Origin of the sequence: Rudaea sp. 3F27F6 (assembly GCF_005503555.1) — a bacterium.
Lineage (GTDB): Bacteria > Pseudomonadota > Gammaproteobacteria > Xanthomonadales > Rhodanobacteraceae > Rudaea.
The window spans coordinates 199167-215920 of record NZ_SCNG01000005.1 but is presented as its reverse complement, the minus strand read 5'-3'; the positions used below and the strand labels follow the sequence as shown (position 1 = coordinate 215920).

15 protein-coding genes and 1 pseudogene are annotated in these 16754 nt (G+C 59.1%); 5 read left to right on the top strand and 11 right to left on the bottom strand.

Going from position 1 to position 16754, the window contains the following annotated elements:
- The first annotated feature begins 221 nt into the window (after positions 1 to 221).
- Entirely contained in the window at positions 222 to 515 is a 294-nt protein-coding gene (locus tag FFS30_RS18680) for a hypothetical protein (protein ID WP_137914709.1), read from the top strand.
- Between the two features lie 242 nt (positions 516 to 757).
- Here FFS30_RS18680 and FFS30_RS18675 read toward each other — a convergent pair whose 3' ends face one another.
- The 3 genes from FFS30_RS18675 to FFS30_RS18665 are packed head-to-tail and all read right to left on the bottom strand — an operon-like array spanning position 758 to position 1944.
- Positions 758 to 1189 (bottom strand): hypothetical protein, encoded by a 432-nt coding sequence (locus tag FFS30_RS18675; RefSeq protein ID WP_171014732.1) that lies wholly within the window; start codon positions 1187 to 1189, stop codon positions 758 to 760.
- 4 nt (positions 1190 to 1193) lie between these two features.
- Entirely contained in the window at positions 1194 to 1580 is a 387-nt protein-coding gene (locus FFS30_RS18670; RefSeq protein ID WP_137914707.1) for a hypothetical protein, read from the bottom strand.
- Positions 1564 to 1944, bottom strand: coding sequence for a hypothetical protein (locus FFS30_RS18665; protein ID WP_171014731.1), 381 nt, complete (start codon positions 1942 to 1944; stop codon positions 1564 to 1566). Before FFS30_RS18665 ends, FFS30_RS18670 begins: the two co-directional genes overlap by 17 nt.
- Before the next feature lie 1460 nt (positions 1945 to 3404).
- On the opposite strand from FFS30_RS18665, the gene FFS30_RS18655 reads away from it, so the two are divergent.
- Positions 3405 to 3755, top strand: coding sequence for a hypothetical protein (locus FFS30_RS18655; protein ID WP_137914704.1), 351 nt, complete (start codon positions 3405 to 3407; stop codon positions 3753 to 3755).
- A gap of 46 nt (positions 3756 to 3801) precedes the next feature.
- On the opposite strand, the gene FFS30_RS24310 is transcribed toward FFS30_RS18655, so the two are convergent.
- Positions 3802 to 4932: a hypothetical protein gene (locus tag FFS30_RS24310; RefSeq protein WP_137914703.1), complete on the bottom strand. Its 1131-nt coding sequence runs from the start codon at positions 4930 to 4932 to the stop codon at positions 3802 to 3804.
- Between the two features lie 623 nt (positions 4933 to 5555).
- Here FFS30_RS24310 and FFS30_RS24305 point away from each other — a divergent pair.
- Positions 5556 to 5711 (top strand): hypothetical protein, encoded by a 156-nt coding sequence (locus FFS30_RS24305; RefSeq protein WP_249352561.1) that lies wholly within the window; start codon positions 5556 to 5558, stop codon positions 5709 to 5711.
- Between the two features lie 116 nt (positions 5712 to 5827).
- On the opposite strand, the pseudogene FFS30_RS24300 reads toward FFS30_RS24305, so the two are convergent.
- From FFS30_RS24300 to FFS30_RS18620, 7 genes and pseudogenes are all read right to left on the bottom strand, one after another.
- Positions 5828 to 6148 (bottom strand): annotated as a pseudogene (locus FFS30_RS24300) (Ig-like domain-containing protein); the annotation flags it as partial.
- 42 nt (positions 6149 to 6190) lie between these two features.
- Positions 6191 to 6526: a hypothetical protein gene (locus tag FFS30_RS18645; protein WP_137914702.1), complete on the bottom strand. Its 336-nt coding sequence runs from the start codon at positions 6524 to 6526 to the stop codon at positions 6191 to 6193.
- Positions 6527 to 6529: 3 nt separating this feature from the next.
- Positions 6530 to 7573, bottom strand: a complete 1044-nt coding sequence (locus tag FFS30_RS18640; protein ID WP_137914701.1) for a hypothetical protein — start codon at positions 7571 to 7573, stop codon at positions 6530 to 6532.
- On the bottom strand, positions 7483 to 10923 hold the full coding sequence (locus FFS30_RS18635; protein WP_137914700.1) for a hypothetical protein: 3441 nt from the start codon (positions 10921 to 10923) through the stop codon (positions 7483 to 7485). The genes FFS30_RS18640 and FFS30_RS18635 overlap by 91 nt, the downstream gene beginning before the upstream one ends.
- A gap of 61 nt (positions 10924 to 10984) precedes the next feature.
- Complete coding sequence (locus FFS30_RS18630; RefSeq protein ID WP_137914699.1) at positions 10985 to 11395, bottom strand: hypothetical protein; 411 nt, start codon at positions 11393 to 11395, stop codon at positions 10985 to 10987.
- A 2-nt stretch (positions 11396 to 11397) separates the two neighbouring features.
- On the bottom strand, positions 11398 to 15384 hold the full coding sequence (locus FFS30_RS18625) for a phage tail tape measure protein (protein ID WP_137914698.1): 3987 nt from the start codon (positions 15382 to 15384) through the stop codon (positions 11398 to 11400).
- Positions 15384 to 16115 (bottom strand): hypothetical protein, encoded by a 732-nt coding sequence (locus tag FFS30_RS18620; protein WP_171014728.1) that lies wholly within the window; start codon positions 16113 to 16115, stop codon positions 15384 to 15386. Before FFS30_RS18620 ends, FFS30_RS18625 begins: the two co-directional genes overlap by 1 nt.
- Here FFS30_RS18620 and FFS30_RS18615 point away from each other — a divergent pair.
- Together FFS30_RS18615 and FFS30_RS18610 are read left to right on the top strand one after the other, a co-directional pair.
- Positions 16109 to 16399, top strand: coding sequence for a type II toxin-antitoxin system RelE/ParE family toxin (locus FFS30_RS18615; RefSeq protein WP_137914696.1), 291 nt, complete (start codon positions 16109 to 16111; stop codon positions 16397 to 16399). The two genes, FFS30_RS18620 and FFS30_RS18615, sit on opposite strands and share 7 nt — an antisense overlap.
- Positions 16400 to 16401: 2 nt before the next feature.
- On the top strand, positions 16402 to 16749 hold the full coding sequence (locus FFS30_RS18610; protein WP_137914695.1) for an addiction module antidote protein: 348 nt from the start codon (positions 16402 to 16404) through the stop codon (positions 16747 to 16749).
- The last annotated feature ends 5 nt before the right edge of the window (positions 16750 to 16754 follow it).

The window sequence follows — 16754 nt, the reverse complement described above, 5'->3', positions numbered from 1 at the left end:
TTTTAACTCGTTGTTTTGTAAAACAAGGCCCCGTAGCTCAGCTGGATAGAGCGTCCCCCTCCTAAGGGAATATCTCGCTCACCACGCATATATAAATCAATAAGTTACGTTTTCTACCATGCACTAAATCGCACGGTTTTGGTCACAAATGGTCACAGTGCCAAAATCTGCAAGTGAATCCCTGTCGCAACCCCTGCGACCTACCCCGCTACACTGCCGGCATGCGCGGCGACAAGACAGCGATTGAGCAGTTGACTTACGGTCCCATCGGGATGAGCGTCACCTGGGGTGCATGGCTCGATGGCAAGCAAATCACGCAAATGAACGGATGCCCCGGAGGCTATGCCGTTCGTTGGCTTTGGCTGGATTGGCAAGACCCGCATGCCACGACAATACATGCTGACCGAGACGCCGCGATCGAGTACATCCGGCTATGGGTCAGCGGCTTGGATATTGATCCTGGCGACATCGAAGGCTGCGAACTTAGCTCGCTCGACGATTTGCCAGCGGCCTGATTTCCCTACGTAGCGACGCATGCAGCTGGCACATGGAGATCGGACCAAACCGCTATGGTCCGTTCAAGGCTTACATCGGAGCACGAAGATACGCGTACAAATGGTATAGCGGCCTGGACATCGTGCCGCTCGAAGAAATAGCATTATCGAGGAAGTAGAGCTCGCCCACCCTAGGCATTTTCGGCCTGCCCACACTCAATTTTTGAGGGATACAGGTTTGCCAGCTCGAGCAACCGAGTGCCCTATATGGTCGCGAGAGTTTGATGCGCCGGATCAGTGACCAATTCCACTGTAATCCGCCACCTTGCTTCGGAACGGCTCCATTCCCCGTCGCCCTTACGCCAGGCCATGCGCACGACATATTTTCCTTCGGTCGGCGGCAGCACGAACCCCGTCTGCTTGATACGCGCGGTGCCGCTTTCAGCGACATCAACAGTATGTTCTGTTCCTGTCGCGACAAGGTTTTCGTCTGTCGACCAAATTTCGAGGCGGAATGTCGTCTTCCCCTTGTCCTCGTCGTCAAATTCCCAGTACGAATGGGTCTCGAGCTGCATGCGCTCGTTAAGTTTCAGAACGCGCAAACTCTCAACGACGTTTACAAACGTCCACATCCCTGATTCGGCGCTCAGAATCGATGAAACGCACAGCAAAACGGTATTACAACGGATACTCATAGAATTAATCGGCGTAACAAAATCGAACCGCATCACCGCGATTTCGCGCTGACGGCTGAGGAGGACGAGCCGCCGTAAGCATGCTGAAGGTACGCCCGATAGCTTGAAAAGTCATGGCCGTATCTGTAGCCACCCTCACAAATTGCTGCAAATCTGCGACTTCCCCGAAAAGCCGAGTACTTAACATTTCGTTCGCAAATGCTATCTCAGATACTTTTCCGCTAGATATTCGTTCGGAAACTACTTTTACAGCCTCTCTCTCCGAGCGATTCATTCGATACCAGAGCACATCAAGAACCGCCATGAGGTCGTCCTCACGATCTTCGTTCGCGTCCCTGCGCGCTAGGAACACTTGCGCAAGGGTCTGGAAATATTCAGTCGATATGGACATGAGTCCATCGCTCCCGCGTTGCGTGAATCGCTCGTTCGTATGCCAAAAATGGGCATGATTGCCGCGGCGCGATCACAAAATGGTATGGATCTGTGCCATTAAGATCATCTAGGTAGGCTTCAAGTTCCTCACCCAAGTGTTCTTCCTGAATGGAAAACACCGGATATGTACCTGTCCCACCTAGTGTTTTTGGTCGTCGATGATCAGGCAAGTGCCGTGGATTCTCAGCGGCAACTGACATTCCTCCTGATCGCGGTTTTACAACCCCATCAACAATTTCCACATCAGCCGGTTCAGCAACGCGCACGCCCAATAACGCGCCGGATTGCCCAATTCTTGGAAATTGATCGGCATCAGCGCGCATCGCGCGAAAATATCTCATTCCCCTTGCCTATCCCCTAGAAACACGCGTTCTAGGCACCACGGCGTGCCATCCTCCCAGGAATCTTGGCACAGCTTTTCGGGGAATGTCCATAGACCCTCTCTACTGTGCGCTCGCCCCTACCCCGACTTCTTCACGCAGTCGCGGTGCATCCTATCTCTGCACCGGAAGCAGCGCCGCGCGAGCGGACGGCATGGACGCTTAGCTTTGCCGGGGCACTCAAACGTATTGCGGTATGCTGAGTCCTTCGCGGCGGCGGCCGCTTATCTCAGGCGTTAGGCATCTATGGGCAGTCCGCAGGAAGAATCCTGGTGGCTCGACAGTAGCAACGATTCCGTTATGTGGGCGCGTCTTCGAGTGTTCACTGACGGGGGGGCTGAAGTCCTCGACCTTGACGGAAAGCGCCACCACTTTGCTTCAAAGCGAGACGCGGTGCTTTGGCTCCAAGAAGATGAATATTTGGCGTACCGAGACGCCATAGCAGAAGGGGAAATTCCAAGTACGGTTCTGCCGCCTGAGGCCTCAACTGAGGCTGAGCTTGTGCGCAAAATGGTTCTCCGCCTGCAGTCTGATGCCTAACTATTCGCTCAAGCGGACCGCTGCGATGGGTTGCGGTATCCTGACACTCCCGGCTTAGGAACGTCTTGGCTTCCCCGTTCGACCGCACAGCAGGACAGGTGCACTATGAATTCCCCATGGCTGACGTTCAGTGCTGCTCTGACTGTCGCGCTCGCTATTTACTACTTTCTCGGCCGGCTCAATTTGAGCAGTTGGGTACACGGGCTGCTCGGCGCCAGTCTCCTCATCGCATCGTTTTTCGCCATTAGTTATCTTCAACCTTGGCATGCGGTATCTCCGTGGCCAGGTTCCATCAATGCGTTTCTGGTGGGCTTGGCGGCCGGTGAGATATCTCGCGCCGTTCGTGGCAGTTCTAAGAATGAGGCCACGTAGTCATACGGTCTAGCAGGCGCTTTGCCGGTGCGCTCAATTGTATTGCGGTATGCTGGCGTTCCTCGCGGCAGCGGCCGCTTAGCTCAAGCGTTAGCTGCCATGAATAGCAATCAGCGCAGCCTGGAACTCCTTGAGAAGCATCTGGATCTGTTGCCGCTCGAGAAGCAAGGCATTGCGCGCTGGCTCTGTGAGGAATGGCGTGGTGGTGACAGCAAGCTACCCAGGCAGTTGCGTAATAGGGTCTGGAGGCATTTTAGCTATGACTTGTCACTCCCTAATGCACCTGACTGGCTGGTGCGAGAGCTATCCTTGAAGCTGCTAGCCGATAGCAAGATTGTGATCGCTCGTCGCAATCGCGTGGGTGCCAGCCGGCAGCTTCCGTCTGGCCCTCGTCGTCGGGGTGAGTCGCATCGCAGCTAACAATTCATTCAAGCCGACGCCGCTTCGCGGCGCGGCTCAATTCAGACGTTAGGTTGCATGGGTAGGCACTAATGAACTCACAAGCCATCCGAAGCACATTGACAAGCGCAATTTGGTTCTGGGAACGGGGTCGGATTTTTTACAATCTAGCGCTCTGCGCGGTGGTCTTGGGCATCTACACATTCAATTTGCCACATGCCAAACAGGTCTTGTCGCTCGATAGCCTGTTAACTCTGTTTGTGCTTGCTGTGCTCGCAAACGTGGCTTACTGCGCAGCTTATATCGTTGACATCGTGGCGCAATCTTCTGACTATCGTGCTGGTTGGCTCAAAACTCGTTGGGTCTTGCTCGTCGTTGGCATTTTGTTTGCCGCCGCCATCACGCAGTTCTGCGCTCGCGCAATATTTAGCATAGAAACTTAACTCTTCGTTCAAGCAGCCAAAAGGATATTTTGTTTTGGCGGTGCGTCTAGACATACTGAGTTACACCAGTAAGTGTGGGTGCCGTGTCCACAACTCGGCCATCTTGAACGAATACGCCTGCGCCGATTGCCCAAGTTTGTCCCGGAAGCGGTCGCGCGCAAATCGCGCCGCCGTCGGTCGTCGCCACCGTCAAGCTACCGTCCGCGTTGATCGAGGTGACGCTGCCCTTAATGTAGCGGGTCCCCGGTAGCGTTCCGGTCAACGCTCGCCAAAAATTCGCACGCGCGACTCCTTCGCCGCCGCCCGCGATTGCATTGCGGCCGCGCTCGCGTTGCACCGTTGCGTCGGTAATCAGAGCATCGACGATCTGCGGTAGCCGAGTAGTGCCGGCACGACCGTTTCGGATAATTGGCGAACTCACTCCAACCTGCTGCCCGCTGACGAGCACATAGTCGAAGATCGGATCAGCTGGGGGCGAATCGAGCTTGATGTCCTGCGCCACAACCAGCGCACTCGCACTGCCAGTATTGGACTGCATCTGCACATTGATTTGCACCGACGCCACCTGCCCCTTCCATCCGGAGGCAGCGACGAACTGTACGAGGTGAAGCGGCGAGATCAGGCCCGGCATATCCGTTGCCGTTGCCGGCCAGAGGGGAAGCCCTGCGATTTGATATGTCGCCGTGCCGCTCGTTTGGTCGACCGCGGTGAGCTGCGGCGTGAAGTCATCCAGCACGGTCTTGTCCGGCGACGTCGACGCCCAGTCCCATGGGTTTGTCGGCCAACGCGGCCGGATCTGCAGGACATCGTTGAACGGATGCGACTGAACGATCGCGCCCGCGGCAGAGGCTATTCTTTGGATTGCGCCGATCGGCGTTTGTTGCTGATAGGTCCATGTTCCACCCGGCACGAGCCAGTCGGTCGTACCGTAGTCCAGCGTGAAACCGCTGAACTGCAGTTCGTCGTTCATGAGCTGTTGTGCGGTTTTCTGTGCCGCCTGCGCGTAGTCGCGCGGCATCCGATAGGGCGCGTTGAGCAGCATCGTGCGGCTGTGGCCGGTCATAGTCACAACGTCGGCCGGGAACTTCGATTGCGTTTGCCAGGATTCGATGATCGCCGTCCAGATGTAGCCGTTGACGTTGACCTCGATGCTCTGCGGGCCGTTCGAGTCGGGCAACAGGTATGGCCTTGAGCGCAGGATCCGCGAGCGTGATGCTGACGGACCAAGCCACGTCGTCGACGCTTGACGCGAGCGTGATCGCGGAAACAGGAATGGGTGTGCGCTCGGGCAGACGCACCACGGCGGCAGAATTGAGCACGATGTATCTCCGGCGGCCGAGCGAAGCCGCATAGCAGGCAAAGGGGCCGATCGGCAGATAGAGCTGATCGCCTTTCGGCGGCGAATAAAGGCATTGGATCGGGAGCGCGAGTCGATCACCGCGCGGCGGTACGTAGTACGGCGCTGGCGGCACAACGGGCGGCACATCGATGCCCGGCGAGTGCGGCAGCCATGGCACGCGCGGCGCGTAGCCCCACGGCATGCATGTCCGCAGCGGCGTGCGCTGTCGCAGAGTCCAGGTCGAAGCCGCACTAGCCGCCGCGCGCGGCCGCACGAGGGATAGCGCGGACAGCTGACTTCCCACCGTCGGGCGCGCGATCCAGGACGCAGTTGTATCGGTACTCGGGAATTGGCGCGCGAGTTGCCACGCACTGGACGCCGCTGCGGCGATACGCACGTCCCTATTCCACGATGTTGCTCGTTCTACGGCTTCCCGAGGGCGCATACCCCAGATCGACCGCATGCCCGCCGCGACGCGCGCATCGCGCGCCCAAGGCATCAATGTCGAGATTGAGCAGCGCGCGGCTGTCTCCCAAGTCATCGATGGCTCCGCATTCGCTCGATCACGCATCGACCAGCCCGAGGCGAGTTCGATCGGCAGGCGCGACGTCGGCTGATACGGCATCTTTGTCTCGGTCGCGATGTAGCGCATCACAGGCGGCAACAATGCGATGGTCAAGGTCACCGTCGCCGTCGCCGTCGCCGTGCCGGCCGCGTTGCTCAAATCGTACGTAAACGAATCCGGCCCGGAATAGCCCGATGTCGGCGTATAGGAGAAGCTCCCATCCGAGTGGAGCGAGAGGATGCCGTGGATCGGCGCCGAATGGAGCGCGAGCGTAGCGCCGGCCGGCACATCGTTAGCGAGTACGCCCGGTGCCGGCACATTCAACGTGGTGCCCGCGAACAACGCGTAGGAGTCCGCGCGCGCGATCGGCAAGCCTGCGCCAGAATCGAAGTCGGCGAGCGGAAATGAAAGTTCGTTGCCTGTCGGCGCGGTGTAGCTGCGAGAGAACGGAAACGCCAGTTTGTCGCCGCCGGGAGGCGTGTAGGCCATCGCTCAGCTCGAGTACGGGACCGGGGTGATACGCGCGAGAATCTAATCGTTGTAGATGCGCTGATCGTCGCGCGCGATCGCCATGTATTCGCGACCCACGATGAGGCCATCGAACGCAGCGATACCGTCGATCGTCGACATGGTGCTTCGTACCCAGGCGCGCGATGCGTACTCGAAGAGATCGACCGTACGCTGCGCCGGCGCGCCATTGACGGTGACCGCCAACAACTCGCCGCCGACTAACCCCGGCGCGAGCAGAAAGCCGCGCGAGGGATCGCGCGGAGTCTGGGGAACCGGTGCGAGCTGTGCAAACGAATAGCCGCGGACGCGAACGTATGGCGACGGCGCCGAAGCCAGCGTGAGGAATTCGTTGGCCATGGTCTACCAGCTCAGCGATTGTTCTATGAGCACACCGCCGTGGGCTTTGCTGGAAGAACCCTTGTAGAGCGAGAACAGCGAGAGATTGCTGCCGCCCGGAAAGGCAAAGCTCGTGTTCTCGTTGTAGGCGGAATGCCCCGTCGACGAATCGAAATCGATCCCGCAATGAAACAGCGGAATGCTGATTCCGCGGAGCTTGCCCCGGACGACGTTGTTTCTCACCACGAGTGCCGGCATCACGTAGTTGTTTGCGCCGTTCAGTGACGGCGTGATCGGGTAGCCGTCGTCGCCGAAGATCGCGCCGTTTGCCGCAGTGATACCGAGCAAGCTGTGCGGCGAATAGCCTGACACGATGCCCGTATATTCGCGGCCAAGCGATAACCCGATGTCCGACGTCGACGTAAAACCGCCGTTGGCGAAAATTGGCTGAAAAGACCCCATCGGTCCGAGACAAAAATATCGGTACGCATCCGCAGTCGAGAACGAGGCAATATCGCCAGCGCCGGCCGTGAACGGATATATGTTGACGGCCGCTGCGGAATCGGGCTGCGCAATGCTGAAATAGAACGTCAACTCGTCCGCACATACATGCCACGTCGATGGCTTCGCCGTGGCAGCCGGCAAGCGATAGGCGAGATAGGAATTCGTCGGATTGGTCCCATCCGTCAGGCTCGACATGGACTGATAGACGGTGAGCTTTACAGGACCTGCCGATGAGGTGCCCGTTTCGTCGATCTGCACATAGCAGCCCGTGCCACCCGCGGCCGTCGAATTTTGGAAGACAGCAATGTTCCCGGAAGCCGCAAACGGCTCCGTCCATCCCGCCCCTGTTTTCGCGCTTCCACCGCTGCCATAGCCCGCGACGAGACAGGCGCGCAGAACCGCCGCGTAGCTGCCCTGCGTGCTGTTGATCGGCGGCGCGCCCGCGTCGCTGGATATGTAGTACCGCGTCGTCGTCATGTGGTTTTGCCTCCGCCGTAAACCTGGAATCGAATCTGATCGGTCGTCACCGTGATCGCCCCCTGCTGCGTGCAGCGCAGCAGCCATGTCGGATGCGTAGCGCTGATAGTGTTGAATCTGTAGATGTTGCCGGCTGCCCAGCCGCTGCCCCAGCCGCCTTGCTTGACTGTGAAATATGGCTTGCCGGAGACCGGGTTGTTCGGTGCGATATCGGCTGTAATCGGGAACTGGCCGAGATTGCCGGCGATCTCGCCGATGACGGACACCGAATTGACTGAGTAGAACTGGAACGCCCAGCGGTCTTGCGTCAATGAATCGTCCGCGACCTGGACCGGGTAGACGACCGAGTTGTATTGGGCGGTCGTGCCGGGTCCGACAGGTGCATCCTTGAACGTTCCGTCCCAGGTCTGTTGGGTGAAGGGATTCGTCACGCGCGCCTGCAGATCTCCGTAGTAGAGGCACGACGAGACGTAGCTGTCGCCGGCGCTGAACGCATGCGTCAACGGCGATTGGAGAGTGATCTCGCCGGTGATCTGCACGTCGGCCGCTGTATAGATATCTTCGATGCGGTGTCGGATCTGCACCGGCAGCGTGAACGCGCTCAAGTCGAGAGGATTCGCCCAGGTGACTGTGCCCGCGTCGAGGTCTGCCGTGTACCAGACGGGCAGAATGTCTTTCGGCGGATTCGACGAATCCGTGAGCGTCGCGAACGAAATTCGCGGGCGCCCGAGATTTGTCACCGCGCCGGCCGTCGGCGTGATGCCTGTGGTCTGCGTGTTGTGCACAACGATAATCTGGCCCGGCCGATAGCACTGCACTTTGCCGTTGCTCGGCAATCGGACTGGGTCGAGGCCAATAATCGCGGCGGCGAGTGGCACCGACTTGTAGATGACGTAGTTCGCGAAGACCTGCGAAGGATCAACGAGCACGTAGAAGCTCAGCGAGATATACCCGTTATCCCAGTTCACCGACCCAGTGAAATCGCCGCTGATTACGCCATTGATGTTGGCCGACGCATTCAGCACGGTCCCGTCGAGCTTGACTGCCCGCACGGTGAAATTGGCCGGCTGCAGCGGCGCGCCACGCGCGTGGAACACCGTGCTCATGATGCCGGTGCGCACGTATTGCGTGAGCAGCGAAACACATGCGAACGAATTGCTCCCGCCGCCGGCGGCGGTGAAGATTGCGGTGTTGCTCGCATAGTCGTACGTGCCCGCGGCGACGCCGACGTTCGTGGTCGGATCGATATCGCGATAGAGCTGACCGTTCCTGTCGACGTAGGTTTTGCTGCGGAAGTTCAGCCGCACCGAGCCGGGAACGGCCGGCCCCACGGCACCCGTCGCCAGCGAAATCGATGTCGTTGCCGGCGTGAACTGCTCAGATGTCGCGTTGACCGCACCGGCGACGCCGTAGCCGATCGACAGCGGCTCGCCGTTCTTCGACCACTGCTGCGCAGACGTGGTCCAGCCCGTCAGCACGCCGTCCGAATAGATCGGCGTGTTTCCGATGAAGTTGACGATCGAGCAGAAATTGACCGCCCCGGTCGAATAATCCACCGTGTTCGTACCTGCGAGCGGCTGCGTCGGATCGGTGAGCTTCTTGAATCCGCCGCTGCCGTCGTCGACGAATTGCGCGACAAAGTACGTGGATGACGTCGAGGTGCCGCGCATCGTCAAGTTCACTGATCCCGGCAGCGGCACGTCCGGCAACGTGAACGCCATCTGATTCGCGCTGATCGACGGATTGACGTTGACGTATTTGTAGGTCGCGGGATCCCGGTACGAATAGCTGAGCGTGAAGGCCGCGTCCGGGAACTGTGCGGTCGACAGCGCGATGGCTCCCGTCCCGAAGTTCCAGGTTCCCGTCGCATCGCCGCTGATCGTTCCATCGGCCCCAACGGTCGCGCTCTTGGCGACGCCGGAACTGGCCCACGCGATCGTGATGCCCGTCGTCGCGGTTGGATAGTGCGCCAGCTGGTAGGTGTAGTTGGCCGTGCCGGCCGTGACGTCCGCATGCGAATCGCGCGTCGTCAGGCTGGTGCCCCAGTAGACAATCAAGGATGAGCCATTATCCGGGTATGTGCCGAGCGTGACTGCAAACGAGCCCGTCGTGTAGGTGATGGTACCTACGCCCTGCCCTTCGAGGCCGCTGATCGTGCCATCGCCGTTGTCGGTGAGGCGAATCCAACGGCCGAGCGCGAGATAGTCGATGATCACGCTGCCCGGGACAGGTGCAACCGGGATGTTGCCGATGAATGCGAGCTGGCGAACGCCGTTCGGCGTCGGGATCGCCATCGAGCGCGTCTGCTGTAGCACTCCGCCAGCAGGTGTGGCGATTGCCGAGAGTGTCCCGCTTGCGCCGCCCGTGTGCGTCAACGTGAAGCTGCCCGACACATAGTCCGCACTGCCCGACCAGGTGACATCCGCGGTGCAAACGAGATTGCCATTGCCGTCGTCGACAATAGTTGAGCCGCCGAAGCTGATACTCAGCGAGCGGCGCGTGAACGGCGTGCCGAAGAAGCGAGTGACCGAGGCACCCGCCGCGAGTACTGTCGAGACCGATATCGACAATGCATTCGCAGCCCCGCTCTGGCACATCGCGATGACGCCTTCGCCGGCGAGCACGTCGGTCAGCGGCGCCTCGGCCTGCGTCGTCGGCACCACGCGCACGAAGGGGCTGTCGATCTTGACGACCGTGTCGCCGATCGCCGCGGCGAGCTTCAACGGCTGGATTCCGTAGAAGGTGGACGAGTCGGAGACCTGCGTCGCGCGCACGATCGTCGGCGCATTAACGCTGCTCGTGTAGCGCTGCGGATCCGGCTGGCCGAGGAACGCATACTGAAGCGGCGTCGTGATCTGCAGGATGAGCACGTCTTTCGTGAACGTGCCCTGCGAGTCCTCGAACGTCAGAGTCTGGCGACTCAGGATCGAATCAATTTTGATGTACTGCTGGACATTCAGATAGCCGCTTGCTTCGACAGAGAGCAGCAGCACGTCACCGATGTTCGGCGTTGCGATGGTGCGATCGCGGCAATAGAGCTGGATCGTCTGCTGGCCGACGATGTGATTGCCATAGAGGACGAACTGCGTCTTGTTGCTCGGGATGCGGTAGTTCTGGACGTAGTTGGCGGCGTCGGCCTTTTGGTCCGAGTAGCTGCCGGTATCGAAGGCAACGACGGATTCGTTCGGATCCGCCGGCGGCGACGATAGGAAGGCGAACGCGCGCATATAGGTGTCGGTACCGGGCACGTCGACCTGCGCGTAGATCTTGCGCATCACGGTATGGCCTGTGACGCCGTCAAGCTCGGCTAGGTCGCCAAAGACGTTGTCGACGACGCCGTCGACGATCTCGACCGCTGACATTTGGCCGCCGCCGTCGTCGAAATCGGTCATGCGCTCGGACTGGCGCAACTTAATGTCTTGCGAAGTTATGGTCATCTGGACTCCAGAAATGCAAAACCCGGCCGAAGCCGGGTTCTCTGCGGGGTTGGAAGGACGGTCAAACCAGAATTAGATAGATCGTCACGTTGTAGTAGTCACTGTCCGATGGCGGGTCGTAGAACGTGATCGGCGCTGCCGTCACAGCAGCCTTACCGGCTCGACGAAACATCGCAGTGAAGCTGCGCCCATCGCTCAACACGACTGGATAGGTCGCGCCAGGGACATCCGCTAAGGCTTTCAGCGCATTGACCTGCGCTCGCGTCAGCGGGCCCCAGAACTGATCACCACTGCTCCCGCTCTGGAGAGTCATCGCCCTACCCGCCTGCTGAGCCGATGCCTGGATGATCAGCGCGCCGGTAATGCTGATGGTTTCGGTCTGCCCTACCAGATCGCTGCCTTGATCGAATTCGTCGATCCACTGCAGCTCGGTATCGAGGGTGACTGTGCCGATGGAGAAAGGCTGACTCATTATTAGTACCCCGCACTCCGTTGAGCGTTTCTGAGGCCGTTCATCACCACATCCAGAATGCGCTGTTGATCGCGTGGATCATTCAGATTGATGCCGCCGAGGTTGTTTCCGTTGAGTGTGATTTCGATTCGCGAAACCGTACCGCTCGAACCCGCCGATCCCGACGACTGCGAGGACGATGCTCCGCTATCGCCTGAGGATGAGGACGTCGATCCGCTGGACGAACCTGCGCCGGTTGAACTGGACGAATTGGCCGCGGCCTGCGCCTGCTTCTGCAGGTTCTGCATCTTGAGTTCGTGCAACTGATTCTCTTCTTGCACGGCCTGCTGATAACTCTGCGAGTTCAGAGTGTTCGCCGCTTCCGCTGCCGCCTTGAGATCGGCAAGCTGCTTCTGGTGCCGCTCGTCCTCAAGTGCCGTCTGGTTGCCCTGCTCCTGGAGCAGCGAATCATGGATGCCCTGGGCGAGAGATTCGTATTGCTGCTCGGCCGCCTTTGCGGCATCCGCGAGCTGCTGCGTGCGCTGGATGGCGCTGTCGAGGGCTTGTTGGAGTGGGCCAAGCTCCTGCTGGCCGAGCAAGGTGAACCCCGAGTTGCCGTCCTGCAGGGCCTGTCGTTGCGCTAATAATGCAGATAGCAGTTTGTCTGCACCTTGCCCGGCGATGCCGAAGTTCGTCTGCGCGGCGGTGCCGTACGTGTTGAGAAGACTGATCGTGGCCGCAAGCGATTCGCGCTGCCCATCGATCTTTGCTTGAGTCTGCTCTTGAACCGCTTCGAGCGTCTTAAAGTAAGACACGATCCCGGAGCCGGTATCCACCGCGTTACGCAAATCTCCCATGCTCTTGGTGAGGTCGGTTGTACCTTCCTTCACCAATCCAATGCTCGTCAACGCGTGATCAAGCGCGGCGGTGAACTCGTGGCCTGCAGCTTCGGATACGGCGCTGAACTGCGCGCCAGTATTTGCCATTATCTGACCAAGGCTTTGCGCCGCCCCCATCGCCCCGACCATCTCCGTCTCTGCACCTTCTGCGGTAGCGGCTTGTCGCTCAGTGGCGTCAGACGCCGAATCCATTGCGGCCGCCAGCGCTTTCTCGCGATCTGCCAAGGAGGCAGTCGTATCCTTCAATTTTGCTAGAGCAGCGTCGCACTCTGCCGCGCGTTTGGCGCCTTCTGCCATCTGATCCTGCTGCAGCTTCGCCCCTTCCTGAGCTTGGCGCACGCCTTCGAGGTAGTTACCGGCGGCTTCGCGGGCAGCAATACCGGATTTGTTCGATGCATCTATTAGACCTTGTAGGATATTCGTCAGGCCCAGTGCGGCGGCTTTCGATTCAAGCATCGCTTGTGTCGAATACCTCTCGCCTTCGGTTAGATTCTGCGTAGCCTCCAACTGTTTTCTTGCGTAATCGAGGAACGCATTGCGCACGTTTGCGATTCCTGCGGCGCTCCCATCGGACGTCGCTTCGATCAACTTGAAATGGTTGGCTGCTGTGTCGGCGGCTTCTGCCAAATCGCCCTGCAAAGTTATTTTCAATCCGGCCGCAGCTGCCTGAATTTTCTTAAACTCCTCTGAACCAGCCGCAACGCTTGCTTTCATTCCCAGCAATGACGGGTTGACGACGCCGCTTATAGCGTCATTACCAAAACTTCGAAGCTGCGCGCTGGCACTCTGAATCTGATCTCGTAACGCTTGGACAGCAGGCCCTGTAGTGATGCCCGCATGCTCCAAAACACCAAGCGCAGTCACTGCCTCATTTAGGCTCGCCTGGAAGCCTCGGATTCGCGATGTAGATGCTTGTGCGGAGTCTGCTGTCTTCGATATCGCGTCGCCAACCAACTTGCTTGCAGCCGCGGCGTGTTCTGATTGTTCGGCCGAGTCCTTGAGGCTCTTCGCATGCTCTTCGTGCTTCGGTGCGGCATCCTTTGCCTTCTCTCCTGCATCGAGGATTTTTTCCGTTAGGTCTCCGAGCGACTTGCCGACTTTCTCTGCGGCCTCATCTCCGGCATTCCAGTAGGCCGTGGCATTGTCAGCATATTGCTTCGCGAGATCATGGAACTCTTTCGCCTTTTGGGCAGCCGCGTCGCTGAAGTATCCAATCTTATCGAGCGCTGAAGCCAGACTCTCTACCACATGAGATGCGAGATAGCTTGTGGCGGAGGCAATCGAATCGAATACGGTCTTGATCGTGTTCCAGACCGCGCCCACGATGTTGCCGAGAATTCCGAAGCCCTTGCCTACAACTCCTACGCTCTCGGAAATCAGCGCGAATGACTCGCGCGCGCTATTGGCCCATTCAGAAATTTGTTTGCCGAAATCCTTCCAATCGATCGCGTGAGCAAACTGGTCGAACCATTTCACCGCGTCGGTGACAAAATCCTTCACGCCGTCCTTGAGCGTCTTGAATGTCTCGGACTTACCAACGTCCTTCAGTTCTTCATTGAGCTTCTTGAGTTCGCCCTCGACCGCCGGGAGCGACTCCTTGACCATATCCTCCGCCAGACTGTCGACGGTTCGCCCGATTCCCTTGAGAGCACCATCGAGCGTATCGCCGAGCAGCTTCGCCGTCTTGCTTGCGGAGCCTGCGGAGTCGTCCAGGATTTTCTGGAACTGCTGCAGCCCGGCGCCACCGCCCTGCTCAAGGGCTAGAACCGCCGCACGTCCTTTGACGCTAAGGTCTTCAAGCGCCTTGGTGCCTCGATCGCCGGCTCCGCGCAGACCATCCATTATCGAATTGAGCGAGGTTGTATCGATACCGAGGCCGACGAGGTCTTGCCGGAGCTTGCTCGTCGGCGTGCCAAGCGCGACGAACAACTCGCGTAGCCCCGCACTCGATTTCTGTGCGTCGAAGCCTTTGCTCGAAAGTTCCGCTAGCGCGCTCGCTACAGTGTCGAAGCCGATGCCAGCTTGTTTCGCTAGTGGGGCCACCTCTGCGGCGCCGCGCGCCAGGTCGGCAAGGTTGACGCCGGTTCGAGCAGCAATCGCCGCCGGCTTGTCGGCAACCTGCCCAGCCTGATCCGCATTGAGGCTAAACGCCTTGAGCGTGGTAGCGACGAGATCGGCCGACTCGTTGAAGTCGATCTGAGCAGCTTTGGCAAGCGTCAAGGTCGCCGGCAATGCCTTCGCCGCGGCGTCAGCATTCCCCAACTGCGCCGTGAGCCGCGTAAGTGTCTCGACTGCTACGTTGCCGGTTGTACCAACGGAATCGGCCGCCTTTTCAGCGGCTTCTTTCAGATGGTTGAACGACTCCTGATTCCCGTCGACAGCCGCTTTCAGCTTCGCGAGCGCGACTTCGCCAGACCGCGCTTCCTCCACGCCTTTCTCGAAGAAGCGGAATCCGGTGATCGTCGCCAGCGCGGAGGCAACGACTCCTGCAATGCCCGAGATTTCGAGAAGGTGCTTCCCGAATTCGATCGCTTTCTCTCCCCCGTCCTTCAGCGATTCAGCCGCCTTGGCAATTCCTTCCTTGAGTGACGCAAAGCTGATGCCACCACGATTGGCCTGGGCGGCGGTATCTGCCAGCTTCGACCCCGCCTCCTGTGCCTTCTTGCTCAACTCATCGTGGGCGACTCCAAGGTTCTTGGTATCGACGCCTTCTGCATTGAGAGCAGCCGAGGCAGTGGACACCCGGACGGCGAGCGCATCGTGTTGCGCGGTAAGGTCTTCAATGGACTTGTTCGCGGCGTCGAACTGCTTCGCGATCTCGGCACTGCTCTTGTCGGTCGCACTGAATGCGCTGTTGAGATTCGCGAGGCCGTCTCGGGCGGCGGCCAGCTTCTCGCTGACAGCGCTCAGACGGTCCTGCAGCGCCTGCAGACCTTCGATCTGATTGACCCGCTCCAGCAATCCGCCAAGTTCATCGGCGAGCTTCGTTAGCTCTGCGCCAGACTCGCCGCCCTGCTTCCCGGCTTTCGCCAGGGCATTGGTAAGTTGATCAAGCCCTTCCTGACCTTGCGTTTCGAGAACGAACTGGAGGATTTCTTGTTGGGTTGCCATTAGCGGTTCTTCAGTAGGTCGACGAGACGCGAAACTTCGTCGGAAAGGATGTTTCGGCCGAACTCAACGAGTTGCGGGTAAATGTCGCCGTGCTTGCGCTCGTAGACCGCGCGGGCCATCGCTGGCCCTTTCCGCACGACGATGGGAAGGCGGCCGACGAGCGCACCGGCCGACTGGATGACTTGACGTGACGAGTCGCGTCCTTGACCGACTTGCTGCGTCTTCGAGCGCGATGTCGGGATGCGCTGCCAGACTTCCTTGCTGCCCGGGCGCAGGAACGTATGTGGCAAGACGACTGCGCCTTGATCTCGCCAGATCGTCGCGACAACACCCGGTGATGTTCGGCCGCCCCAAGTCGGCTTGAACGCAGAGATCGGTGGTCGCTGGTCAGAGCCCGTCAACGTGATGGATTGCTCGTCCGCCTTGACGTCGAGATAGCCGCTGATCACGCGCGGAGGCAGGTTCAGAATCTTCTCGCTGATCTGCCGCGACGCCTCTGCACCCAATCGCCGCTTTAGCGTCGAGATCGCCCTGATCTTGACCTGCGAAATCTGCTTCTCGCTGAGATCGCGCGTGAACGAGGCAAGACGAATCAGCGCGTCGACGTTGATGTTGATGCTGCTCTTTGCCATTCGAACTCCGGAAATGAAAAGCCCCGCACTTGGCGGGGCTACGAGGTAGGAATACTTTGCATTCGGCGATTTTTGTCCATTATAATGGACAAATGACAACCATCATCAGCACCTCTGCTTTTGACGATTGGTTCAACTCGTTGCGTGACCGTGAGGCCAAACAACGTATCTCTGTTCGCATCCGAAGACTGGGCTCCGGCAATCCCGGTCAACATCGCACCCTCAAGGGCGGCGTATCCGAGATGAAGATCGACTACGGCCCCGGCTACAGGATCTATTACACCGAGCGCCTTGGAATCACATACATCCTGCTTTGTGGCGGCGATAAACGCACCCAAGACGCCGATATCGAAATCGCCGTTCGAATGGCGAAGGAGCTTTGACTATGAGCAAGATCAAGACACGCGTTTGGGATTCCGTCGAGCATCTACGCGACGAAACCGACATTCAGCTATATATCCAGGCCGCCCTAGAAGAAGCGCCGGATGACGCAGCCTTTCTTGCTAGCGTCCTCGGCGATGCAGCTCGTGCTCGCAATATCACCGAACTGGCGCGCGTTACTGGCATTGCCCGCGAGACGCTATACAAGACGCTTCGTGGCGAGGGAAATCCGACCATGACAACCGTCAGCAAACTTGCAAACGCTCTCGGCTTCCGCCTTAGCTTGGTCCCGGTAACGGATTCCAAGCCAACGCGCCCCGCACGGACCAACAAATCGAGCAAGGCTGCCTAGATACA

Bases quoted from the DNA above. Each gene is read 5' to 3' on its own strand.
- FFS30_RS24305 (WP_249352561.1), top strand. From the start codon at position 5,556: ATGCCCGCCGCGACGCGCGCATCGCGCGCCCAAGGCATCAATGTCGAG.
- FFS30_RS18680 (WP_137914709.1), top strand. From the start codon at position 222: ATGCGCGGCGACAAGACAGCGATTGAGCAGTTGACTTACGGTCCCATC.
- FFS30_RS18630 (WP_137914699.1), bottom strand. From the start codon at position 11,395: ATGAGTCAGCCTTTCTCCATCGGCACAGTCACCCTCGATACCGAGCTG.
- FFS30_RS18665 (WP_171014731.1), bottom strand. From the start codon at position 1,944: ATGCGCGCTGATGCCGATCAATTTCCAAGAATTGGGCAATCCGGCGCG.
- FFS30_RS18675 (WP_171014732.1), bottom strand. From the start codon at position 1,189: ATGAGTATCCGTTGTAATACCGTTTTGCTGTGCGTTTCATCGATTCTG.
- FFS30_RS18610 (WP_137914695.1), top strand. From the start codon at position 16,402: ATGAGCAAGATCAAGACACGCGTTTGGGATTCCGTCGAGCATCTACGC.
- FFS30_RS18640 (WP_137914701.1), bottom strand. From the start codon at position 7,573: ATGGCTGCTGCGCTGCACGCAGCAGGGGGCGATCACGGTGACGACCGA.
- FFS30_RS18670 (WP_137914707.1), bottom strand. From the start codon at position 1,580: ATGTCCATATCGACTGAATATTTCCAGACCCTTGCGCAAGTGTTCCTA.
- FFS30_RS18655 (WP_137914704.1), top strand. From the start codon at position 3,405: ATGAACTCACAAGCCATCCGAAGCACATTGACAAGCGCAATTTGGTTC.
- FFS30_RS18615 (WP_137914696.1), top strand. From the start codon at position 16,109: ATGACAACCATCATCAGCACCTCTGCTTTTGACGATTGGTTCAACTCG.
- FFS30_RS18645 (WP_137914702.1), bottom strand. From the start codon at position 6,526: ATGGCCAACGAATTCCTCACGCTGGCTTCGGCGCCGTCGCCATACGTT.
- FFS30_RS18625 (WP_137914698.1), bottom strand. From the start codon at position 15,384: ATGGCAACCCAACAAGAAATCCTCCAGTTCGTTCTCGAAACGCAAGGT.
- FFS30_RS18635 (WP_137914700.1), bottom strand. From the start codon at position 10,923: ATGACCATAACTTCGCAAGACATTAAGTTGCGCCAGTCCGAGCGCATG.